This window comes from Primorskyibacter marinus (assembly GCF_003313245.1).
In the GTDB taxonomy this organism is placed as follows: Bacteria; Pseudomonadota; Alphaproteobacteria; order Rhodobacterales; family Rhodobacteraceae; genus Primorskyibacter; species Primorskyibacter marinus.
Genome location: NZ_QJSD01000006.1, coordinates 149,816 through 169,278, shown reverse-complemented (window position 1 = coordinate 169,278; position 19,463 = coordinate 149,816). Strand labels below are relative to the sequence as shown.

General features: G+C 57.9%; 18 protein-coding genes and 2 pseudogenes. 8 read left to right on the top strand and 12 right to left on the bottom strand.

The window, feature by feature from the left end:
• Window positions 1-286, bottom strand: a 286-nt coding sequence (locus DMZ65_RS19870) for a helix-turn-helix domain-containing protein (RefSeq protein WP_332871573.1), incomplete at its 3' end; no start/stop codon positions are given.
• A 243-nt stretch (window positions 287-529) separates the two neighbouring features.
• On the opposite strand from DMZ65_RS19870, the gene DMZ65_RS10605 reads away from it, so the two are divergent.
• From DMZ65_RS10605 to DMZ65_RS10590, 4 genes are all read left to right on the top strand, one after another.
• Window positions 530-1,645, top strand: a complete 1,116-nt coding sequence (locus DMZ65_RS10605) for an S-(hydroxymethyl)glutathione dehydrogenase/class III alcohol dehydrogenase (protein ID WP_198662670.1) — start codon at window positions 530-532, stop codon at window positions 1,643-1,645.
• A gap of 201 nt (window positions 1,646-1,846) precedes the next feature.
• Complete coding sequence (locus tag DMZ65_RS10600) at window positions 1,847-3,226, top strand: NAD(P)/FAD-dependent oxidoreductase (protein ID WP_116598889.1); 1,380 nt, start codon at window positions 1,847-1,849, stop codon at window positions 3,224-3,226.
• Between the two features lie 62 nt (window positions 3,227-3,288).
• A complete protein-coding gene (gene fghA, locus DMZ65_RS10595) occupies window positions 3,289-4,128 on the top strand; it encodes an S-formylglutathione hydrolase (RefSeq protein WP_116598870.1) in 840 nt (279 codons plus the stop codon).
• 62 nt (window positions 4,129-4,190) lie between these two features.
• Window positions 4,191-4,928, top strand: a complete 738-nt coding sequence (locus DMZ65_RS10590) for a hypothetical protein (protein ID WP_116598869.1) — start codon at window positions 4,191-4,193, stop codon at window positions 4,926-4,928.
• Window positions 4,929-5,085: 157 nt separating this feature from the next.
• On the opposite strand, the gene DMZ65_RS10585 is transcribed toward DMZ65_RS10590, so the two are convergent.
• The 3 genes from DMZ65_RS10585 to DMZ65_RS10575 form a co-directional block, all read right to left on the bottom strand.
• Window positions 5,086-7,602, bottom strand: coding sequence for an excinuclease ABC subunit UvrA (locus tag DMZ65_RS10585; protein WP_116598868.1), 2,517 nt, complete (start codon window positions 7,600-7,602; stop codon window positions 5,086-5,088).
• A gap of 24 nt (window positions 7,603-7,626) precedes the next feature.
• Window positions 7,627-8,598: a quinone oxidoreductase family protein gene (locus DMZ65_RS10580; protein ID WP_116598867.1), complete on the bottom strand. Its 972-nt coding sequence runs from the start codon at window positions 8,596-8,598 to the stop codon at window positions 7,627-7,629.
• Between the two features lie 126 nt (window positions 8,599-8,724).
• Window positions 8,725-9,828, bottom strand: coding sequence for a class II histone deacetylase (locus DMZ65_RS10575; protein WP_116598866.1), 1,104 nt, complete (start codon window positions 9,826-9,828; stop codon window positions 8,725-8,727).
• A gap of 452 nt (window positions 9,829-10,280) precedes the next feature.
• Between DMZ65_RS10575 and DMZ65_RS20190 the strand changes: the two are divergent.
• Together DMZ65_RS20190 and DMZ65_RS10570 are read left to right on the top strand one after the other, a co-directional pair.
• Window positions 10,281-10,408, top strand: a pseudogene (locus tag DMZ65_RS20190) (IS5 family transposase); the annotation flags it as partial.
• 19 nt (window positions 10,409-10,427) lie between these two features.
• Window positions 10,428-10,682 carry a hypothetical protein gene (locus DMZ65_RS10570; protein WP_157960601.1) on the top strand — a complete coding sequence of 85 codons (255 nt, stop codon included), beginning with the start codon at window positions 10,428-10,430 and terminating at the stop codon, window positions 10,680-10,682.
• On the opposite strand, the gene DMZ65_RS19455 is transcribed toward DMZ65_RS10570, so the two are convergent.
• Together DMZ65_RS19455 and DMZ65_RS10565 are read right to left on the bottom strand one after the other, a co-directional pair.
• Window positions 10,668-10,808: a hypothetical protein gene (locus DMZ65_RS19455; protein ID WP_157960600.1), complete on the bottom strand. Its 141-nt coding sequence runs from the start codon at window positions 10,806-10,808 to the stop codon at window positions 10,668-10,670. The genes DMZ65_RS10570 and DMZ65_RS19455 overlap by 15 nt on opposite strands.
• Before the next feature lie 20 nt (window positions 10,809-10,828).
• Window positions 10,829-11,023 (bottom strand): hypothetical protein, encoded by a 195-nt coding sequence (locus DMZ65_RS10565; protein ID WP_116598864.1) that lies wholly within the window; start codon window positions 11,021-11,023, stop codon window positions 10,829-10,831.
• A gap of 150 nt (window positions 11,024-11,173) precedes the next feature.
• Between DMZ65_RS10565 and DMZ65_RS10560 the strand changes: the two genes are divergently transcribed.
• Window positions 11,174-11,503: a hypothetical protein gene (locus DMZ65_RS10560; protein ID WP_116598863.1), complete on the top strand. Its 330-nt coding sequence runs from the start codon at window positions 11,174-11,176 to the stop codon at window positions 11,501-11,503.
• Between the two features lie 380 nt (window positions 11,504-11,883).
• Here the strand turns inward: DMZ65_RS10560 and DMZ65_RS10555 are convergent, their stop codons facing one another.
• Both DMZ65_RS10555 and DMZ65_RS10550 read right to left on the bottom strand, forming a co-directional pair.
• Window positions 11,884-12,006: a topoisomerase DNA-binding C4 zinc finger domain-containing protein gene (locus tag DMZ65_RS10555; protein ID WP_232824963.1), complete on the bottom strand. Its 123-nt coding sequence runs from the start codon at window positions 12,004-12,006 to the stop codon at window positions 11,884-11,886.
• Window positions 12,007-12,177 (bottom strand): annotated as a pseudogene (locus tag DMZ65_RS10550) (integrase core domain-containing protein); the annotation flags it as partial.
• Window positions 12,178-12,571: 394 nt separating this feature from the next.
• On the opposite strand from DMZ65_RS10550, the gene DMZ65_RS10545 reads away from it, so the two are divergent.
• Window positions 12,572-14,176, top strand: a complete 1,605-nt coding sequence (locus DMZ65_RS10545; protein ID WP_116598862.1) for a flavin-containing monooxygenase — start codon at window positions 12,572-12,574, stop codon at window positions 14,174-14,176.
• 53 nt (window positions 14,177-14,229) lie between these two features.
• On the opposite strand, the gene DMZ65_RS10540 is transcribed toward DMZ65_RS10545, so the two are convergent.
• The 4 genes from DMZ65_RS10540 to DMZ65_RS10525 form a co-directional block, all read right to left on the bottom strand.
• Window positions 14,230-15,114, bottom strand: a complete 885-nt coding sequence (locus DMZ65_RS10540) for a helix-turn-helix domain-containing protein (RefSeq protein WP_116598861.1) — start codon at window positions 15,112-15,114, stop codon at window positions 14,230-14,232.
• A gap of 77 nt (window positions 15,115-15,191) precedes the next feature.
• Window positions 15,192-16,385 (bottom strand): methyl acetate hydrolase AcmB, encoded by a 1,194-nt coding sequence (acmB, locus tag DMZ65_RS10535; RefSeq protein ID WP_116598860.1) that lies wholly within the window; start codon window positions 16,383-16,385, stop codon window positions 15,192-15,194.
• Window positions 16,386-16,511: 126 nt separating this feature from the next.
• Window positions 16,512-17,531, bottom strand: a complete 1,020-nt coding sequence (locus tag DMZ65_RS10530) for an AraC family transcriptional regulator (protein ID WP_116598859.1) — start codon at window positions 17,529-17,531, stop codon at window positions 16,512-16,514.
• An 865-nt stretch (window positions 17,532-18,396) separates the two neighbouring features.
• Window positions 18,397-19,461 (bottom strand): quaternary amine ABC transporter ATP-binding protein, encoded by a 1,065-nt coding sequence (locus DMZ65_RS10525; protein WP_116598858.1) that lies wholly within the window; start codon window positions 19,459-19,461, stop codon window positions 18,397-18,399.
• Window positions 19,462-19,463 lie beyond the last annotated feature (2 nt).

Genomic DNA, 19,463 nt, shown 5'->3' with positions numbered 1-19,463 from the left:
AACCGGTATACCCTTCCGACACAAGCTGCTCATAAAGCCTCACGGCCGTTCGCCGCTCCCGGCGTGGTCGCTTCTGGTCCTGATCGAACAGGTCCTGAAGCCGAAGATCAAACCCGTTGCACAGTTTGTGCCGAACCGGCGGGGCCTGGCGCTGGTAGCTCGGCGGGCTCTCATCCTTCAGATACTTCTTGATCGTATTGCGCGATAATCCCGTCGCCCGAGCAACAGACCGGATACTGCGCCCTTCAACCAGCACCCACAGACGGATCTTCGATACACTTTCCATCAATAACACCTGCTCTTCCTCCGCACTTTCTGTGCGGATGCTAACGAAAACAGGTGGGTCAATTTTACTCGCTCATAACCCACCCAAGTGGGTCAATTTCGCACGCCGATTCACACGCTGCCGTAATGGTGATTTGAGAAAAATGGCCATGGCGGGGCGGAAATAGTGTAAACTCTGCTCACCCCGGCCGCATTGGCGGCATCCCATCAACCAATAGCAAAGCGAGTTTTCTTGACCGATGTGATCAAATCCAAAGCCGCCGTCGCTTGGGCCGTCAATCAACCACTCTCGATCGAAGAGATCGACGTGATGCCGCCGCAGAAAGGCGAAGTGCGCGTGCGTATCGTCGCCTCGGGCGTCTGTCACACGGATGCCTTCACCCTATCGGGCGACGACCCCGAGGGCCTGTTTCCCGTTGTGCTGGGCCATGAAGGCGGCGGCATCGTGGAATCCATCGGCGAAGGTGTGACCAGTGTTGCAGTGGGCGATCATGTGATCCCGCTTTACACGCCCGAATGTGGCGAGTGCAAATTCTGCAAGTCCGGCAAGACCAACCTCTGCCAGAAGATCCGCGAAACGCAAGGAAAGGGCCTGATGCCCGATGGCACCAGCCGGTTTTCCAAGGATGGCAAGCCGATCCTGCACTACATGGGCTGCTCGACCTTTTCGGAATATACCGTGTTGCCCGAAATCTCGCTGGCCAAGGTGAACCCCGAAGCGCCGCTGGAAGAGGTCTGCCTTCTGGGCTGCGGCGTCACCACCGGCATGGGCGCCGTGATGAATACCGCCAAGGTCGAGGAAGGTTCGACCGTTGCGATCTTCGGCATGGGCGGCATTGGCCTGTCCGCCGTGATCGGCGCGACGATGGCCAAGGCCAGCCGGATCATCGTGATCGACATCAACGAGAGCAAGTTCGATCTGGCCCGAAAGCTGGGCGCGACCGATTTCGTCAACCCCAAGGACCATGACAAGCCGATTCAGGACGTGATCGTCGAGCTGACCGATGGCGGCGTCGATTATTCGTTCGAATGTATCGGCAACGTCAATGTCATGCGCTCGGCGTTGGAATGCTGCCACAAGGGCTGGGGTGAATCCGTGGTCATCGGGGTTGCCGGTGCCGGTCAGGAAATCTCCACCCGCCCGTTCCAGCTGGTCACGGGCCGCGTCTGGCGCGGGTCTGCCTTTGGCGGCGTCAAGGGCCGGTCGGAACTGCCGGAATATGTCGAGCGCTACATGAACGGCGAGTTTGCCCTGAATGATTTCATCACCCACACCATGGGTCTGGATGACATCAACGAGGCGTTTGATCTGATGCATGAAGGCAAGAGCATCCGCTCGGTCATCCATTTCGACAAGTGAGCCAAGCTTACCCGACATCAATTTAGGGGCAGCCCCGTGAAATTGGGGCTACCCTTGCTCCCGCAACAAACCATCTGAGATTCCGGCCAAGGGGTGCGGTCATGTGCCTTCAACCCTGGTCCCGTTCCTCAACTACCCCTTAGAGATGCCACTGCACCTTACATGTAGGTGCGCCTCTCTACACTAAGCGGAGTGGAAATCATGAGCCATGCACCCTTTGAAAAGACCCATGCTGGCGCCAGCGCACCCGAAGCGCCAGTGACAAACCGGCCCGTCGGACAGTCCGGTGCAAAACCCCGTGTGGTCATCATCGGAGCCGGCTTTGGCGGGCTGGCCGCTGCCAAGTCGCTGGGAAAAACCGACGCCGAAGTGATTCTGATCGACCGCAGCAACCACCACTTGTTCCAGCCGCTGCTCTACCAGGTCGCGACCGCTGCGCTGTCCCCGGCCGATATCGCCTCGGCGACCCGCGCGATGTTCTCCAGAACCTCCAATGTCTCGGTTGTGATGGACGAGGTGACCGGGATCGACGCCGGGCAGCGCCAAGTCACCGCCCGCAAGAGTGGCGGCATCAGCTATGACTACCTGATTCTCGCCACCGGTGCCGAATACAGCTTTTTCGGAAATAACGCCTGGGCAGAGCATGCGCCGGTGCTGAAATCCATTGATGACGCGCTGAACATTCGTCGGGGGTTGCTGGCTGCATTCGAGAAGGCCGAATGCAGCGAGGATCCCCAGGAGATCCGTCGACTGCTAACTTTCGCGCTGGTTGGCGGCGGCCCGACCGGGATCGAGATGGCCGGCGCGATTGCCGAACTGGCGCGCACCGTCCTCTCGGGCAATTTCCGCCGGATCAATGAAGAGGACGTGCGCATCATTCTGGTAGAGGCGGGCCAAAACCTGCTCAGTGCGTGTCATGACACCCTGTCGCAGGCGGCGCTGAAAGCGCTGCGTGACCACGGTGTCGAGGTCATTTTAGGCAAAGCCGTCGCGCATATAGATGCCAACGGGCTGGCGGTTGGGGATGAAATTATTCCCAGCGCAAACGTGATCTGGTGCGCGGGGACTCAGGCGCGCCCCGCGGGTGAATGGCTCGGTGCCGAAACTGCCCGCAACAAGGCGGTCATCGTTGGTCCGGATTGCACGGTCCCCGACTACCCTGAAATTTTCGCCATCGGTGACGTGGCCAGCTACACGGACAAAGACGGGAACACCTTGCCAGGTCTCGCCCCGGTCGCCAAGCAGCAGGGCCGCTATGTTGCGAAGGTGATCGCGGCGCGGATAAAGGGGCGCGCCGCGCCGTCCGCCTTCCGCTATCAGAACTGGGGCACCATGGCGGTGATTGGCCGCGCCAAAGCGGTCGCCGATTTCGGCTGGCTCCGGCTGAGCGGCTTCCCGGCTTGGCTGGCATGGTCGCTGGTTCACCTGATGTTGCTGGTCGATTTCCGCAGCCGTGGCTCCGTCTATCTGAACTGGACCTGGGCCTGGTTCACGCGTGGGCGTGCCGCCCGCATCCTGACACGGCCAGAAACCCTGACCAGAAACAGCCCGCCCAATCAGGCCGCTACGCTCAACACATAACCGATCATCGCTGTAGGCGTGCGCCTACTGCTGCCCTACAACCCCAAACAGAAAGGCATGACATGTCACTTGAGAAAACAAGCGCAAACAAAAGTTTCGGGGGTTGGACCAAACACTACAGCCACCATTCCGACGTGCTGAACTGCGACATGCGCTTCGCGATCTTCATGCCGCCACAAACTGCGGACGGCCAGAAAGTTCCGGTGGTCTACTTCCTGTCCGGGCTGACCTGTACCGACGAAAACTTCATCCAGAAGGCGGGTGCACAGCGCATGGCCGCCGAACTGGGCATTGCCCTTGTCGCCCCCGACACCAGCCCGCGTGGCGACGATGTGGCCGACGACGAGGCCTATGATCTCGGCAAGGGCGCGGGTTTCTATGTCAACGCGACGCAGGCACCCTGGAACCGGCATTACCAGATGTATGACTATGTGATGAAGGAATTGCCGGAGCTGGTCGAGGCGACCTTCCCGGTGACGGATCAGCGGTCGATCTTCGGGCATTCCATGGGCGGGCACGGCGCGCTGGTGATGGCGCTGCGCCATCCCGAACGGTTCAAATCCGTCTCGGCCTTCAGCCCCATCGGCAACCCTGTCAATTGCCCCTGGGGAGAAAAGGCCTTCACCGCCTATCTGGGCGAGGATCGCAGCACCTGGGAAGCCTATGACGCGAGCATTCTGATGCGCAAAGCAACGGGCGCGGTTCCGGCGCTGGTGGATCAGGGCGATGCCGACAATTTCCTTGAAGAACAATTGAAGCCGGAAACCCTGGAAGCGGCGGCCACGGCCAGCGGCTATCCAATGGCGCTGAACCGGCGCGAAGGCTATGACCACAGCTACTATTTCATCGCCAGCTTCATCGACGACCATCTGCGGTTCCACGCAGAACATTTGGGCGTATAATCTGGCGATGCTCCGCTAACGCAACACCGGGCCACGACCCATCGCAAGTGAAAGGCCGAAAAATGGACCAGACCTTCCTGATCGGCCTTTCGCTTGCATCGGTCGTGTTCCTCAGTTTTGTCCATGTGGTGGCTGACCTGTTGCGCTGGAAGCGCCCTGTGCCGCGCAAATACTGGCTGTCGTTTGCTGATGGAATCTCCATCAGCTACGTGTTCCTTGGGCTTTTGCCCAAGATTATTGCGGGTACTTCCGCCTTGCCCGAAAACCTCGGCCCGACGGTAGAAATTCTCAAACAAAGCCCGTTTCTGCCGCTGCTGATTGGCCTCGTCGTATTCTACGGAATGGAGCGTCTGGTAGAGAAACCGGTCGGTGCGGTGGAGGCGCATGTGCTGGCACAGCCTACCGGGCTCAGGGTGTGGATTCACCTCGCGTCCTACGCATTTTACAAGGCCATCATCGGTTACCTAATCGTCCAGATGAACAATCCGGTTTCGATCGTCATATTCTCGATTTCAATGGCAATTCATTTTCTGGTCGTGGATTTCCGGATGATGGAACTTCACAGGGGCGTCTATCAGCGCATTGGCAGATGGATCTTGACCGCCGCCATTCTTGTCGGCTGGATCGTCGGTGCCACCACTGTGATCTCACCGGTCCTTGTGACGCTGCTGCTGTCGTTCCTCGCTGGGGGAATTGTCCTTGTCGTTCTCGAAGAAGAGTTTTCGCGCGACCATCCCTCGTCCTTCCCGGCCTTTGTGACCGCGGTTGCCCTCTATTTGGCAGTACAGGTTTCGATCTGAGCCATCTCAGGGACGTATTGTCGCGCGCATCTCGGATTCTTGGCGATTTTCGGCGGGACCGGGTGAGGGCTGGAATTCATCTGACCAAAACCGGCCTAAGCGGGTGGTGTCGGGGCAGGCGATTTCCTCGCCGAAACTCTTTGATCTGAAGCATGCGCTATGGAACCAGGAAGGGCGCGGTTCGGCTGGCTTTTGACTTTGCCACATTGGCCGGAGTGCCCTGTGCGACAATTGCGCCACCATCACTGCCGGCACCGGGGCCGATGTCGATGATCCAGTCGCTGTTCCGGGCAACTCGCATGTTGTGTTCCACCAGAATGACGGAATTTCCGGCCTCCACCAGCCCGTTGAGCTGCGCCATCAGCATCGTCACATCTGCGGCATGCAGCCCTGTCGTTGGCTCATCCAGTATATAAAGCGTGTCGCTGCGTGTGGCGCGTTGCAGCTCTGTGGCAAGCTTGATCCGCTGTGCCTCGCCGCCCGAAAGTTCGGTCGCGGGTTGACCAAGACGCAGATAGCCAAGGCCGACCTGTAGCAAGGCATCCAGCGCCCGCAGGATCGCCACGTCATCGGCGAAGAAATCATGTGCCTGCTCGACGGTCAGATCGAGCACGTCGGCGATGTTTTTGTCGCGGTAGGTGATCTCCAGCGTCTTGGCGTTATAGCGCTGCCCCTGACACACCGGGCAAGGCGCGTAGACGCTGGGCAGGAACAGCAATTCCACACTGACAAAACCGGCACCTTCGCAATTCGGGCACCTCCCCTTGGCCACGTTGAACGAAAACCGCCCGACATCGTAACGGCGCGCGCGGGCCTTGGGTGTGGCGGCGAACAACCGGCGCACATGGCCGAACAGGCCGGTATAGGTCGCAAGGTTGGACCGGGGTGTGCGGCCGATCGGCTTTTGATCGACCGTGACAAGGCGGCGAACGCCCGCCATCCCGTCGGCGATCCGCCCGCCGGTGGATGTCTCCAGTTCCTGTTCCAGCAGTTCGGCTTCATCGCTGGGCGTTTCGACGGATTTCTTCTGGCCCAGAGCGTCGCCGACAAGTTCGACCAGCGCCTGGGCCACAAGGCTGGATTTGCCCGAGCCGGACACCCCGGTGACCGTCGCCAGAACGCCCAAGGGAAAGGCGACGTCCAGACCGCGCAGATTGTTGCGGGTAACGCCGTCGAGTTTCAGCCAGCCTTTCGGCTCTCTCGCAGGGCGCACCGGGATTGCATCGGCCAAGAACAGGTAGCGCCCGGTATGCGAGGCTTTCACGTCGCGCAACCCTTCTATCGGACCGTTGTAGACCACCTCGCCGCCATGGGTTCCCGCATCCGGCCCGATATCCACGATCCAGTCGGCATGTCGTATGACACTGTCATCATGTTCAACCACGAAGAGCGAGTTGCCGGCACCCTTGAGCTCATCCAAGGCACCCAGCAGGGCAAGCGTGTCAGACGGGTGCAACCCCGCCGAGGGTTCGTCCAGAACATAGATCACGCCGAACAATTGCGAGCGGATCTGCGTCGCCAGCCGCAGGCGCTGCAACTCGCCCGGCGACAGGGTTGGCGTGCTGCGTTCCAGTGACAGGTAGCCAAGACCAAGGGTCGTGAGGGCTTCGACGCGGGCCAGAATATCACTGGCAATGCGCTGCGCGACGATGGTCTGTTCGGGATGCTGATCGCCCTCTGACGGTGCGGCAATGGCGGTTTGGCGCAGTCGGCCCGCAAGCTCGCTCAGCGTAAGTTGCGACAATGCGCCGATGTCCAGCCCGGCAAAGGTCACCGCAAGAGATTCACGCTTCAGCTTCTTTCCGTCGCAATCCGGGCACTCCGAAATCTGCATGAATTGCGACACGCGCTTCTTGGTGCGGTGGCTTTGCGTCGTGGCAAAGGAATGCAGGACGTAGCGCTCGGCGCTGGAGAACGTCCCCATGTAGCTGGGGGCCATGTCGCGCTGTTGCGCCACACGGGTCTGTGCAGGGGTGAGCCCGGCATAGACCGGTACGGTGGGCGTTTCATTCGTAAACAGGATCCAGTCGCGGGTTTCTTGCGGCAGATCCCGCCACGGGATGTCGATGTCATGGCCCAGCGACACGAGAATATCGCGCAGGTTCTGCCCACCCCAGGCCGGCGGCCAGGCCGCGACGGCGCGTTCGCGGATGGTCTTGCTGTCATCGGGCACGAGCAGCTCTTCCGTCACCTCGAACACCCGCCCGATCCCGTGACAGCGCGGACAGGCACCCTCGGGCGTATTGGGCGAAAATGCATCGGCATAAAGGATGGTTTGGCCGCGCGGATATTTCCCGGCCCGCGAATAGAGCATCCGCAACCCGTTGGAGATCGTCGTGACACTGCCGACCGACGACCGTGCCGAGGGCGCGCCGCGTTGCTGTTGCAGGGCGACGGCTGGCGGCAGACCGTCAATCGCATCCACGTCAGGCTCGCCCACCTGATCAATCAGCCGCCGCGCATAGGGTGAGACGGAATCCAGATAGCGGCGCTGCGATTCCGCAAACAGCGTTCCGAAGGCCAGCGAGGATTTTCCAGACCCCGAGATGCCCGTGAAGACGACAAGCGCGTTGCGTGGCAAATCGACGTCGATGTTCTTCAGATTGTGGACACGCGCGCCCCGTACCTGAATGCAGTGGTCAGGATCGCAGGGGATGGTTTTGGGTTTGTCCATGGCAATTGTTCCGGTCCTGTCTGGCTATGGCCGCAATACGGTCGAGCCGGTCGTCTTGCGGCCTTCCAGATCCTGATGCGCGCGGGCGGCATCCGCCAGTGCATATGTCTGGTTGACCTCGATCTTGACCGCGCCCGAGCCGACAACCTCGAAGAGATCGGCCACGTTTGCCTGCAATGCCTCGTCTGACTCCACATATGTGTTCAGCGACGGTCGGGTCAGATACAGCGATCCCTTTGCCGCCAGAATGCCGGTGTCGAACTTCGTGATCGGCCCGGAGGCAGAGCCGAAATTTATCAACATGCCAAACGGGCTAAGGCTGTCGAGCGATGCGTCAAGCGTCGCCTGACCAACACCATCGTAGACCACCGGCACACCCTTGCCATCGGTCAACTCATGCACCCGCTCCGCCACGTTTTCCTCTGTGTAATTGATCACCTCGTCACAGCCCGTGGATTTGGCCAGCGCGGCTTTTTCCGGCGAACTGGTGGTGCCGATCACACGCACCCCCAGATGTTTCGCCCATTGCACCGCAATCAGCCCAACACCACCGGCAACCGCGTGCCACAGAATGGTTTCGCCTGCCTTGACCTTGTAGGTCTCGCGCAGCAGATAGCGCGCCGTCATGCCCTTGAGCATCATCGCAGCCGCGGTCTCATCCGCGATGGAATCGGGCAGCTTGCTGACCCTGCTGGCAGGCATGTTGCGGGCCTGAGCGTAGGATCCCAGAGGCCCTGCACCATAGGCGACCCTATCACCTTCCTTCAGGTGTGTGACGCCATCGCCAACCGCTTCGACAACACCTGCTGCCTCAAACCCCAAGCCGCTGGGCATAGGCAACTTGTAAAGGCCCGAACGATGATAGGTATCAAGATAGTTGAGCCCGATAGCGGTGTGACGCAACCGCACCTCGCCGGGCCCCAGAGGATCCAGTTCGACGTCTTCATAATGCATGACGTCCGGGCCGCCTGGCTCGTGAATCCTGATCGCTTTCATTTCAGTTTCCCGCCGCATTATTCATTGTACCGGTGTATCGCGGTGAGCGTATCGACTTCGCAAATAAAGCCAAGGTGTCAATCGAAGCGATAGTCCCAGAAAAAAGCGGTATGTGACGAGGCAGAGTCACAGCCTTCCGGCTGCGATGTTCCCAGGCAGTTCTGCCGCCTTGGAGATAACGCTGGCTTGGTGGGGCTGAAGTTCCTGCCCCGGCCACACAGCGACCCGTGACAAAGACGGATCATCGCTTGACGTTTTGACGTCCGCAAACGCCTCCATGATGGCGAGTGCGCACCACGGGACATAAAGCGATGCATAGCCGCCTTCGTGGCTCGCCAGCAAACGCCCCTGACACAACTCTTGTGCCTCGGCTTTGATCAGCGTTGCCATGTCTCGATAGGTCTGGCTGTGACACATCATCCGCCCTAACGGATCCCGCGCATTGGCGTCCAGGCCGCTTGCCACCAGAATGGCTTCGGGACGGAAACGTCGCAGGGCCGGCACGACCACCTGCTGCATCGCCTCGAGATAGGCGCCGTGGCCGCTTCCGGGGGGTAGTGGCACGTTGATGTTGTACCCGCGGCCCGGACCCTCCCCTTGTTCGTCCAGCCCACCGGAATCTGGCGGGTAGTAGCCATCCTGATGCAGTGAGATGGTCAACACACTGGGGTCGTCGTAAAATGCGTCCTGAGTTCCATTGCCGTGATGCACATCCCAATCCACCACCGCAACACGGCTAACCTGCCCCTGGGCCTTGGCATGCAGAATGGCCACCACCAGATTGTTGAAGATACTATAGCCGCGTCCGAAATCTTTTGTCGCGTGGTGGCCGCACGGGCGCACAAGCGCATAGGCATTTTCCACCCGGCCATCCAGAACGGCGTCCAACGCCTCAAGACATGCGCCCGTTGCAAGCTTGGCGATGTCATAGCAGTTGGGTCCGAGATAAGCTCCCTCACCCGCGTCTCCGCCGCCCGCGTCGCTCAGAGCCTTGACCTTCGCCAGATATGCAGGCGTGTGATAGCGCAGTAGCTCTGCGTCCGTCGCCAGCCGAGGCACGATGGGCACCAGGGTGTCGACAAGTCCACTCGCCACAAGAAGTTCTCGAATCTGCTCCTTGCTGTCGCGCGTATCATAGACCGTCAACTGCTGGTACAATGGACTACGCTGGCGATATGTTCCTGCGTTGAACCAGGCGAAGCGCTCATCCCAGACCAATCCCGTTGTCATCGCAAGCCTCCGCTGTCATCTAACGTCCGCCTTTGCTGCTGGTTTGGGGCGCAGCTGAAAATCCGTCCGACAATATGCGATTGTTAGCCGCTGACCTGTTCATCGTTTCAACAAACATTCTAAATGTCATCGTCTTTGCACTCAAGGAAAGTCTGAGAAACCTCAGCATTGCAGCTTGATCTGACCGATTATGACCGACCGTTCGACAAGCCCGCTGATGCCAAAGCAATGGACGTTTGCCCCCGGTTCCGGACTATGGGTTCGTGCATTCGGACACGACCTGTGATGTAGTTTGTGTGGAAGGGCGCATTTTTCAGGGAACGCCTGAGAAACCTGCTACATTCGTTGTGATCTGGTAAACTTGGGCTACCCAACATGGAGCCCTTCCGAGGCCAAAGCAGCCCGCCTTTACCGGCCTTAGCGGTGCGTTAAAGAAGCAGACGCGGCGTGAACTGTTCCTTTCTGAAATGGATGCGGTGGTGCCTTGGTGTTGTCTTTTGGCGCTGATATTGGCGCACGATGCGAAGGTTGAGCCGAAAGGCGGAAGACATGCTGTATGACAGCGAGGCGATGCGCCGTTTTTTCCGTCATCGAACTGGGTGCCAACCGCATTCCCCTTCTCGGTGATGCTCTGCGCCACCTGCCAAGCAACTGATGAAACCATCATCCTCAACTTCCGTCACCTGCTGGAGCGCCATGGGCTGACCGAGGCGATCCTTGCCGCGGTGAACAAGCATCTGGCGGACAAGGGGGTCACTCTGCTGTCACCTGCCGAGATCTTCATCACATCAGGACGCGACGTCCGGAGTGCTCGGAGAGAACGGTTGCACCAAGCCGGCTCAGGTCAGCATTGAACGCAATTCATGATTGAGCGCAGCTTGTGCGGCATAGGGCGTGCTCTCTGCCGCGCCTTGCAAATGCATGTGTGTTGGAAAGCCAGCCAAATAGAGCAATTCAGCAGCTTCAACTGCCAATTTCATCTTCCGGCGGGAGACGCCGGTCAACTCGGCTCTATACGTTCTTCTTCTGCCTCACAAGAATGGCCGATGAATGGCAATTTCGTCCACTCAGCAGGGTTCCGGTCATAGAAAATGCTGCGCTCGCCATAATGGCAGCAATACGAAAACCGCAGCGCAGCATCAGAATGGCCGGTGGACGGCCGCCCTGGGCCGGTCAAGTCGATCAGCGTCGCCATGCAAGCTGAACGCCGCCGCAGCGTCGCATGACCGTTGTGGTGCCCGTCTTGACAGGCTTTGGCATCGCCGACAATGTCTGCAATTGAAGCTACCTGCGTCGACCGGACAGGGTTCTAATCGACAAAACAATGAAGCATGTAATAATTTCTATGAAAACCAGCTTTCCACGCCCGCGAGATAACGAACCTTTCGCTTGGGGTTTGTCTGGTTCCGAGCCGGTCGAAATTTGGGAGAGATTTTCCCCCGCTTACGAGACCCAATTGGAAAGGTTGATGATAACCCTGAGCGAACTTGGTTTCACCCCAACCATTGGTGGTTCTGGTTCCGAAGACGGCGAATATGTCAGGGCTCAATACAACGATAACGACCGTATCGTCTTTTTTCATCACCTTGAAGACCCCGCAGACGCAAGGTTCTTGTCCTCCCTTGATGAAGAGTCATTGCGCAGCTGGATCGTTAAGACCTGGATAGATGGTTAAGACGTGCCTTTATTGTAAGGCAAGTCCACGCAGGGCAACCGGTCCCCTGTATATTGTTCGTCTTGAAAGCAACCGTTCAGCACTCTTTTCACCGAAAGCGGACATGCTTCGATAAAGACGAAGGTCGGCTTTTCCACACACCTACGACCAAGCAGAGAGAATGCTGCGCGATGCACGAATGGCAGGTCTGGTGAAGCTGCAACGCAGCAATCGAGCGAGAGGCCAAAGTCCATTGTGGGACGACCGCGTTGGCGCTCCCCCATCAGGAAGGGCGGGGGCCTTCCGCTCGCTGCGGCGGCCATGAAGGTCCCGAATGCGATGCCTGCGGACCTTCGTAGTCGATCCTACCAATGGCGGCTGGATCGCGCTTTTCCAGCATGTCATGCGCTTTTCTTTTGCTTGGCTTTGCCCGCACAGTCAGGGAAGCGGACACAGCCAAGAAATGCTCCATAGCGGCCGCGCCGTTCGACAAGCCATCTGACCTGCCCCCATTGGTCCCTCACTCATAACGAGAGTTTGCAGGTTTGGTTTTGATAGTTGGGGGTTCCGGATTGGGCAAGCGCGGTGGGCGCGGAGCCCTCAAATTGCTCAAGCGCCAGCCGCGCTTGCTTTGGCGTCTGGTTTCCGAGTGATGAGTGTGGCCTGACGGTGTTGTAGTCGTAGCTCCAGAGGGCCTAAGGAAACGATATCGCCCAAGGATCAGGACGGACGGCTTCCCGCCTCCCTTCAGTGGCGGCAAGAGCAGAAACGGCGTCGTTCGAGGTTTTCTCCCCACTGTCGCGGCGCGTCCAGGCGATCTTGATCGAAGGTTCCAACGAAAGGATCACCCCATCAAGCCGTGGGATCAAATACCTAGTCGCTGACCTGTCGCCCGTCTGTACTCCGGAATGCCATCCGACAAGTCGGGTGTCGGCTTTGTTCAAAGATCACTGATGTTTTGTTCAAGACCGCAATCATTCGGTTCCCCTAGCATTTTGTTACCGGGATTTTGTTGCCTGGAAGGTTCGCCCTCTTGCAGCCAGTTCTCTGGGTAACGGTGGGTCGCGCATGAAACTAGGGAGGAAACACATGACTACGAAAGTTGATGCAATCGTCATCGGGGCCGGGGTATCCGGTCTCTATCAAATTCACCAACTCAAACAGCAGGGTCTGAATGTGCAGGGCCTTGAGGCCGGAACGGATGTTGGCGGAACCTGGTACTGGAACCGATATCCTGGCGCGCGGTTCGACTCTGAATCCTACATATACCAATATCTGTTCGACGAAGATCTCTACAAGGACTGGACATGGAGCGAGCGTTTCCCGGCGCAGCCCGAGATTGAGCGTTGGTTGCATTACATTACCGACCGGCTGGACCTGCGTAAGGACATCAAATTCTCCAGCCGCGTGACAAGGGCCGACTTCAACGAGGAAACCGGCCGTTGGGCGGTGAAAACCGATCGGGGTGACAGCTTTGATGCGCAATATGTGATCGGCTGCACGGGAATGCTTTCAGCGCCGCTGGCGGACCGTTTCCCCGGCCAAGCCAGTTTCAAAGGGACCATCGTACACACTGGCCTCTATCCGAAAGAGGGTATTGAGTTCGAAGGGAAAAAAGTCGGCGTGATCGGCGTTGGCGCGACGGGAATTCAAGTCATCCAGACAATCGCACCACTGGTGGACGAGTTGAAGGTGTTTGTCCGCAAACCGCAATATGTTCTGCCGATGAAAAATCCGAAATACGGTCCCAAAGAGGCAGCGTGGTACAAAGGTCGCTTCGATGAACTGAAAACCACGCTTCCGGACACGTTCACTGGTTTTGAATATGATTTTGGCGTGACATGGGCCGAACTGACGCCCGAAGAGCGCCGCGAGCGGTTGGAAGAAATTCATGCCGACGGATCGCTTAAACTGTGGCTCGCTTCCTTCGTCGAAATGTTCTTTGAGGAAGATGTCAACGAAGAGGTATCGCAGTTTGTTCGGGACAAAATGAGCGAACGACTGAAAGACCCCAAACTGATCGACATTCTAGTGCCGCAAAAGGGCAGTTATGGTTTCGGAACTCATCGTGTTCCGCTGGAAACCAACTACCTCGAAACCTATCTTTTGCCCCATGTCGAGGCGATCAGCGTTCGCGAAAATGCCATTGTCGAGATTGTTCCTGACGGCATCAAGCTCGCCGACGGCTCAGTGTACGAGGTGGACGTTATCATCATGGCGGTTGGCTTTGATGCCGGAACCGGAGGCATGTCGCGGATCAATTTCAACGGGCGCAAGGGGTATAATCTGCGCGATGAGTGGAACAAGGACACCCGCACATCGATGGGATTGCAGAAATACGGTTTCCCGAACCTGTTCATGACAGGCGTTCCACTGGCACCGTCAGCGGCACTGTGCAACATGACCACCTGTTTGCAACAACAGACCGAGTGGATCAGCGACTGCATCAAGCACATGCGCGAGAGCGGGAAATCGGTAATCGAACCGACTGCTGCTTTCGAGGATGCCTGGGTGCAGCACCACGACGACACGGTCAATGCCACGCTGTTCTCCAAAACGAACAGTTGGTACAATGGCGCGAACATCGACGGCAAACCTGGTCGCTTCATGTCCTACACCGGGGGGACTGGAACATACCGCCAGAAGTGCAGGGAAGTTGCTGCAAGCGGTTACGAGGGCTTCGAAATCGCGTGAATTGATGTCAGCTATGAAACTGGGGGCTGCGGCGTTTCACGTCGCGGTCTCTTTTATTGAAAGCTCTTTCGAAACTCGGCAGGTGGTGCCCCATGCGCACGACGGAAAAGCCGCGTCATGTGCGCCTGATCCGAGAATCCGCAATCGGCGGAAATTAACTTGATCGCCAGATCGCTTTTGGACAGCAGATGTCGGGCGCGTTCGAGCCGGCGTGAGATGACATAGGCATATGGCGGGGTGCCGAAAGACGACTTGAAGTGACGCGCGAACAGACAAGGTGTCATACCCAGCGCTTGGGCCATCGACGACAGGTCGAGTGTTTGCGACAGGTTGGTTTCAACAAATTCTGCGATGGTTCGCTTTTGCACGGGCGACAATTCTCCGGTGCTGCATTCGGCGGGGGCCTGTACCATGGCGTATCGGCGCAGCAGATGCACGATGAGGGCGCGGGTTAACGACTCGACATAAAGAGGGCCACCCAAGCCAGCCTCTCGGGCCTCTTGTGCAAGCGCCTTCATGACATTTGCAATAACGGGGTCGGTGGTCCGCAGCACGTCTTCCAGCGCGACATTCGAGACGACACTGTCGAACATTTCGCTGGCAACATCGATCATCAGCGCGCCAGAAATATAGATGTGGGTGACGTCGACAGGCTCATCCCACATCCAATGCGCGCTTTGTGCCCGCGTCAAAAATGAAGCTGCACCGGGGCTGAGCGTTTCCCTCGTCCAGCGCCCGTCAAATCGGCGTCGCATCGGTGTGACGCCCGCACGATATCCGACAAGCATGAAATCTTTCATGGCCGGAACGATCACATCCTGCCCCTCGTAGTGATAAGAGCGTAGCCCGACGTTTTTCCACCCAAGATCATCGCTGGCCAGCAAGGTCTTTCCCGGCACCCATTTCGGCAGGTCTTGCCATGAAATAAAGTCCGTCACCTGGATCCTCCCACACCAAAGCGGGTGCGGAAAACAAGGTGCCGCACCCGTGTTCATCTCGCAACGTGATCGGTAGATCAGGCTGCTTTTGCGGCGTCGAGCGACTGATAGACAGCGGTTTCAAAGTCGAGGTAGCCGACAAAGGATTGCGGATCACCAAAGGGCAGGATTTGCGTTGCCCAGTACCCTCCGACCCCGTTCTGCCGGTCGATCCAGAAGAAACTGTTCGCCAGCCCGGCCCACCCGATCGACCCAGCGGGACGGCCGGTCGGAGCCTGTTCGGAGTTGACCATGAAGGTATAGGCCCAGTCTTTTTTCTGGCCCGGAAAGAATTCTGCGTCGTTGGACAGACTGGGGATAACGCCGGGCAACATCGTTACCTTTTGCGGGGGCACAAGCGCACCTTTCACGGCCCATTCTACCGTTTCCGGTTTCAGGACACGCCCATTCGGACCCGCGCCGTCATTCAGCCACATGCGGATGAACTTCATGTACTCCGGCACCGTGCCGTAAAGCCCATGCCCTCCCATATCCACCTCCGGATTGTCGGGTAGCGCAAAGTCGTTCATTGGCGTCAGGCTGCCATCCTCTCCGCGCGCATGGATCGTTGCAGATCGGGCTTTCATATCATCGGTGCGGGTAAACGCGATGTCGGTCATGCCGAGTTGATCGAACACACGGTCGCGCATGACCTCGCCCAACCGTTTGCCGCGGATACCTTCGACCACCTGACCGACCCAGTCGATGTTGGATCCATATTGCCAGCGCTCACCCGGATCGAAAAGCAGCGGTGTTTCGATGGCCGCGCGGGTGCCCGAAACAACCGAGGGCTGACCGTGTTCTTCGGCCATCCGCTTATAGTTTTCGTCGAAAAAATCATAGCCGAAACCGCCGGTATGCAGCATTAGTTGACGGGTGGTCACATCAGATGTCGGGGCGCGCAGCTTTGGCTGGCCCGCATCGTCAAAGCCGTCAATGACCTGTAGTTTGCCGATAGCAGGTGCGTAGTCTTTTGCAGGCGCATCAAGGTCGAGCAAGCCTTCTTCTACGCATTGCAGTGCTGTGGTTCCGGTAATCGCCTTGGTTGTCGAAAAGATCGCAAAGACAGTGTCTTCGGTCATTGCCTTGCCGTCCAGAACCCGTTCGCCAGTTGCTCCGGAATAGATGTCGCTGTCGCGGTCAGTGACCATTGCAACCACGCCTGGAACACGTGGATTGCTGTTCACAACGCCGGACATTATCGCATCGCAGGTTGTTTTCAGGTCTGTCATGATTTCCTCCCTTATCAATCTGATTGAATAGATTACGGCGGCTGGGAGATACTGTCTGTTCGGTATCGGAAGGGGCTGTCCGGTTTCGGAAGTAAAGCGCAAGAGCAGGACGCTATGAGACAGGCGTTATTTTGGCGAAGGATCTCTCTTCAGGGTTTTGGAGGGCAATTCACCGAACCGCTTGCGATAGCTGTCCGCAAGCGCGCCCATGTTCACATACCCCCATGCGGCGGCAATCTGGGTTACTGTCCTATCCGATGTCGCCGCCTTCAGATCGGCGTGTAGCCCTTCGAGGCGGCGCGCAGACAGAAACTCGCGTGGCTTTATCCCGCGAAAACGGCGAAACCCTTCCGACAATGTCCGTGCAGACACGCCGACACGTCCGGCAACATCGCCAATTTTCGGTGCCTCCCGCGCTTCGGCGGTCATCATCTCTTCGGCCTGGCGCACATAATAGGGCGCTGCGGCGCGCGCATCTTTCTCAAGCCGAATGCCAGCGCCAGCGGCCCATAACTTCAACAGGTCGAGGCAGACCATTTCCTCAAGATGGCGGTCCACGGCTCTGTTTGTCTCAAGAGACAGGTCGTCATCAGCGCCCAAGGTGTAGGATATATAGTGCAATAGGGCCATCCAGCGCGAATTTGACCCACCGAATTTTACCCTTCGCGTCCAAAGCGCATTGTCCGGGACATATCCGAACCATTTTTCGGCGGTTTCCTCCATCACATGATGCGGTATCGTGAGATTGAATTGCATGTGGTCCGGATCGGCTTCCAACCAGTAATCCGTGCGCGAACAATCCACCACAAAGCTCTCGCCTGCGGTGGTTGATGCCGGTTCTTTTCCGCACTGATGGTTGAGCTTGCCGCGCAATGTATTCAGAACAAGGATATTCCCGGAATCGGGGTCGAACTTGTCCAGATGGACGCCTGTGCCATAGGAAAACCGTGATGCCGTGACCCGCCCTGCCTTGGCCGACAACATGGTGGAATCCGGGCGCGATTGCCGCTCTAAGGGACGCACTCGATATGGCATGTATGTGGTACGACAAAATTCCTGAATTTCGTCCCAGTCGGTTGATCGAGTAAGCCCTTCACGTTGGATCGGTTTCCCGTCCAGATCCAGAAGTAGGGCATTCTCAATCATGACCTCCGCCTCCCCCAATCCTTTCCTTGCCGGCAATCATAGGTCACAGCGCCGGCTTTTGGAAATATATTAAATGCGGTGCGGCGCATCCGGTGTCCCGGCGTCGATCATGATCCGCTTGACGATCTGCCAGATATGCACGCGGCTGAGCGGCCAGATCACCGCATTGGCCTGCTTGCGCAACTTCTGGGCTTCGCGGATGCCGCGCGTGGTGTTGAGAGTGTCCGGCTAGTCGGATGGCATCGGAACGCTCCTGTAGCTGATCTTCGAGTTCCCAGAAGTATTCTTGCGCTTTGCTGGCTGCGTATGGTGGGGTCTGTTTCGGCAGGAGGCAGAGCGACAGCTCTCATGAGCGTTTTAGATCTTCCTGACATGACATGGCTACCCCGCCAAGTGCGAGATATGCGCCGGGCGGCCGGGTGTGAGAACTGGAAATAATCGTGGGAACTGGTGGCCTCTGCCATTTTGCCGTTGGCCGAAGTTCAGGCCTTCGGCCAACGGCACTTTCAAAAGCCCGACCCTGTCTTGTGCAGACATCGGCACCCGCTGTGCGGCCATCTCACCGAAAACTGCGCTGCATCAGGCCTATGGCGGGAAGACCGAAACCCAGTCAGCCATACCGGGGCAGAAATATCACCTTATTTGCACCGCCTGTCATCACGCAGCCGCTCGGTTTGTTCATCAAAAAATGCAGCCGTAAACCAAGGTCCCCATGGCACAAAGAACTGTCCGTACTTTCCTCCTTGTCAGGCTTGTCGCTTTTGTCAGCTCCCGTAGACTTGACAGATCTTCGCTGCAACTGCGCCAATATCCGGTTCAACGAACGGCGTTTCTGGACGCTACCGGGTACGCAACGATTGAGGGATCAACCGGCCCGTCGTGCGGCTTCGGGGTCGGATGAGCCGCCTTGGGGAACCAGCGAGCGCACCAGGTCGGTCATCTCCAGTATTCCAACCTGTTTGCCGTTCTTCATCACACGGTAACGGTTGGTCGTATCGCCGCCCGACCTTTCGATCAACGATTCCAGATTATCATCGTGATCGACTTCGCCGCTGATTTCGCCCATCTCTTCGGTCGTTCTGCGCATGACTGAACGAACACGCAAAACGCGGGCGCGGTTGATGTCGCTGACAAAGTCTTCGATGTAGGGGTCGCATGGGTTCAGGAGGATATGTTGCGGCTCCCCCTGCTGGACGATGAACCCGTCTTTGAGGATCACCAGATGGTCGGCCAGCTTCAGGGATTCATCCAGATCGTGAGTGATGAACACCACGGTCTTTTGCAACTCGGCCTGCAATTCGATCAGCAGGTTTTGCATGTCGGTGCGGATCAGCGGGTCAAGTGCCGAGAACGCTTCGTCCATCAGCATGATGTCGGAATTGCTGGTCAATGCGCGGGCGATGCCCACACGCTGCTGCATCCCGCCCGAAAGCTGATGAGGATACTGATCGCCCTGACCCTCAAGCCCCACACGGGCCAGCCATTTGCGCGCTTCGTCCTCGTATCTTTTCTTGCTTTTGCCTTCGATTGAAGGGGCCAGGCCCGTGTTTTCCAGAACTGTGCGATGCGGAAACAGTGCGAATTTCTGGAACACCATCGACATCCGGTGTTGCCGTAGGTCGCGCAACTGCTTGTCGCTGTAGGAAAGAATGTCGTCGCCGTCCACCAGCACTTCGCCGGCGGTCGGGTCGATCAGACGATTCAGGTGCCGGATCAGGGTCGATTTCCCCGACCCCGACAACCCCATGATGACTGTTGTCTTGCCCGCAGGCATATCGACGTTGATGTTGTTCAGGCCCAGAACGTGGTTATGTTCCGCCAGCAAGTCGGTCTTGCCCATGCCGTTTTTCACATGTTCAAGCGCCATTTCCGGGTCATTTCCGAAGATTTTGTAAAGGTTCCGGATTTTGATTTTAATATCGTCTGACATGT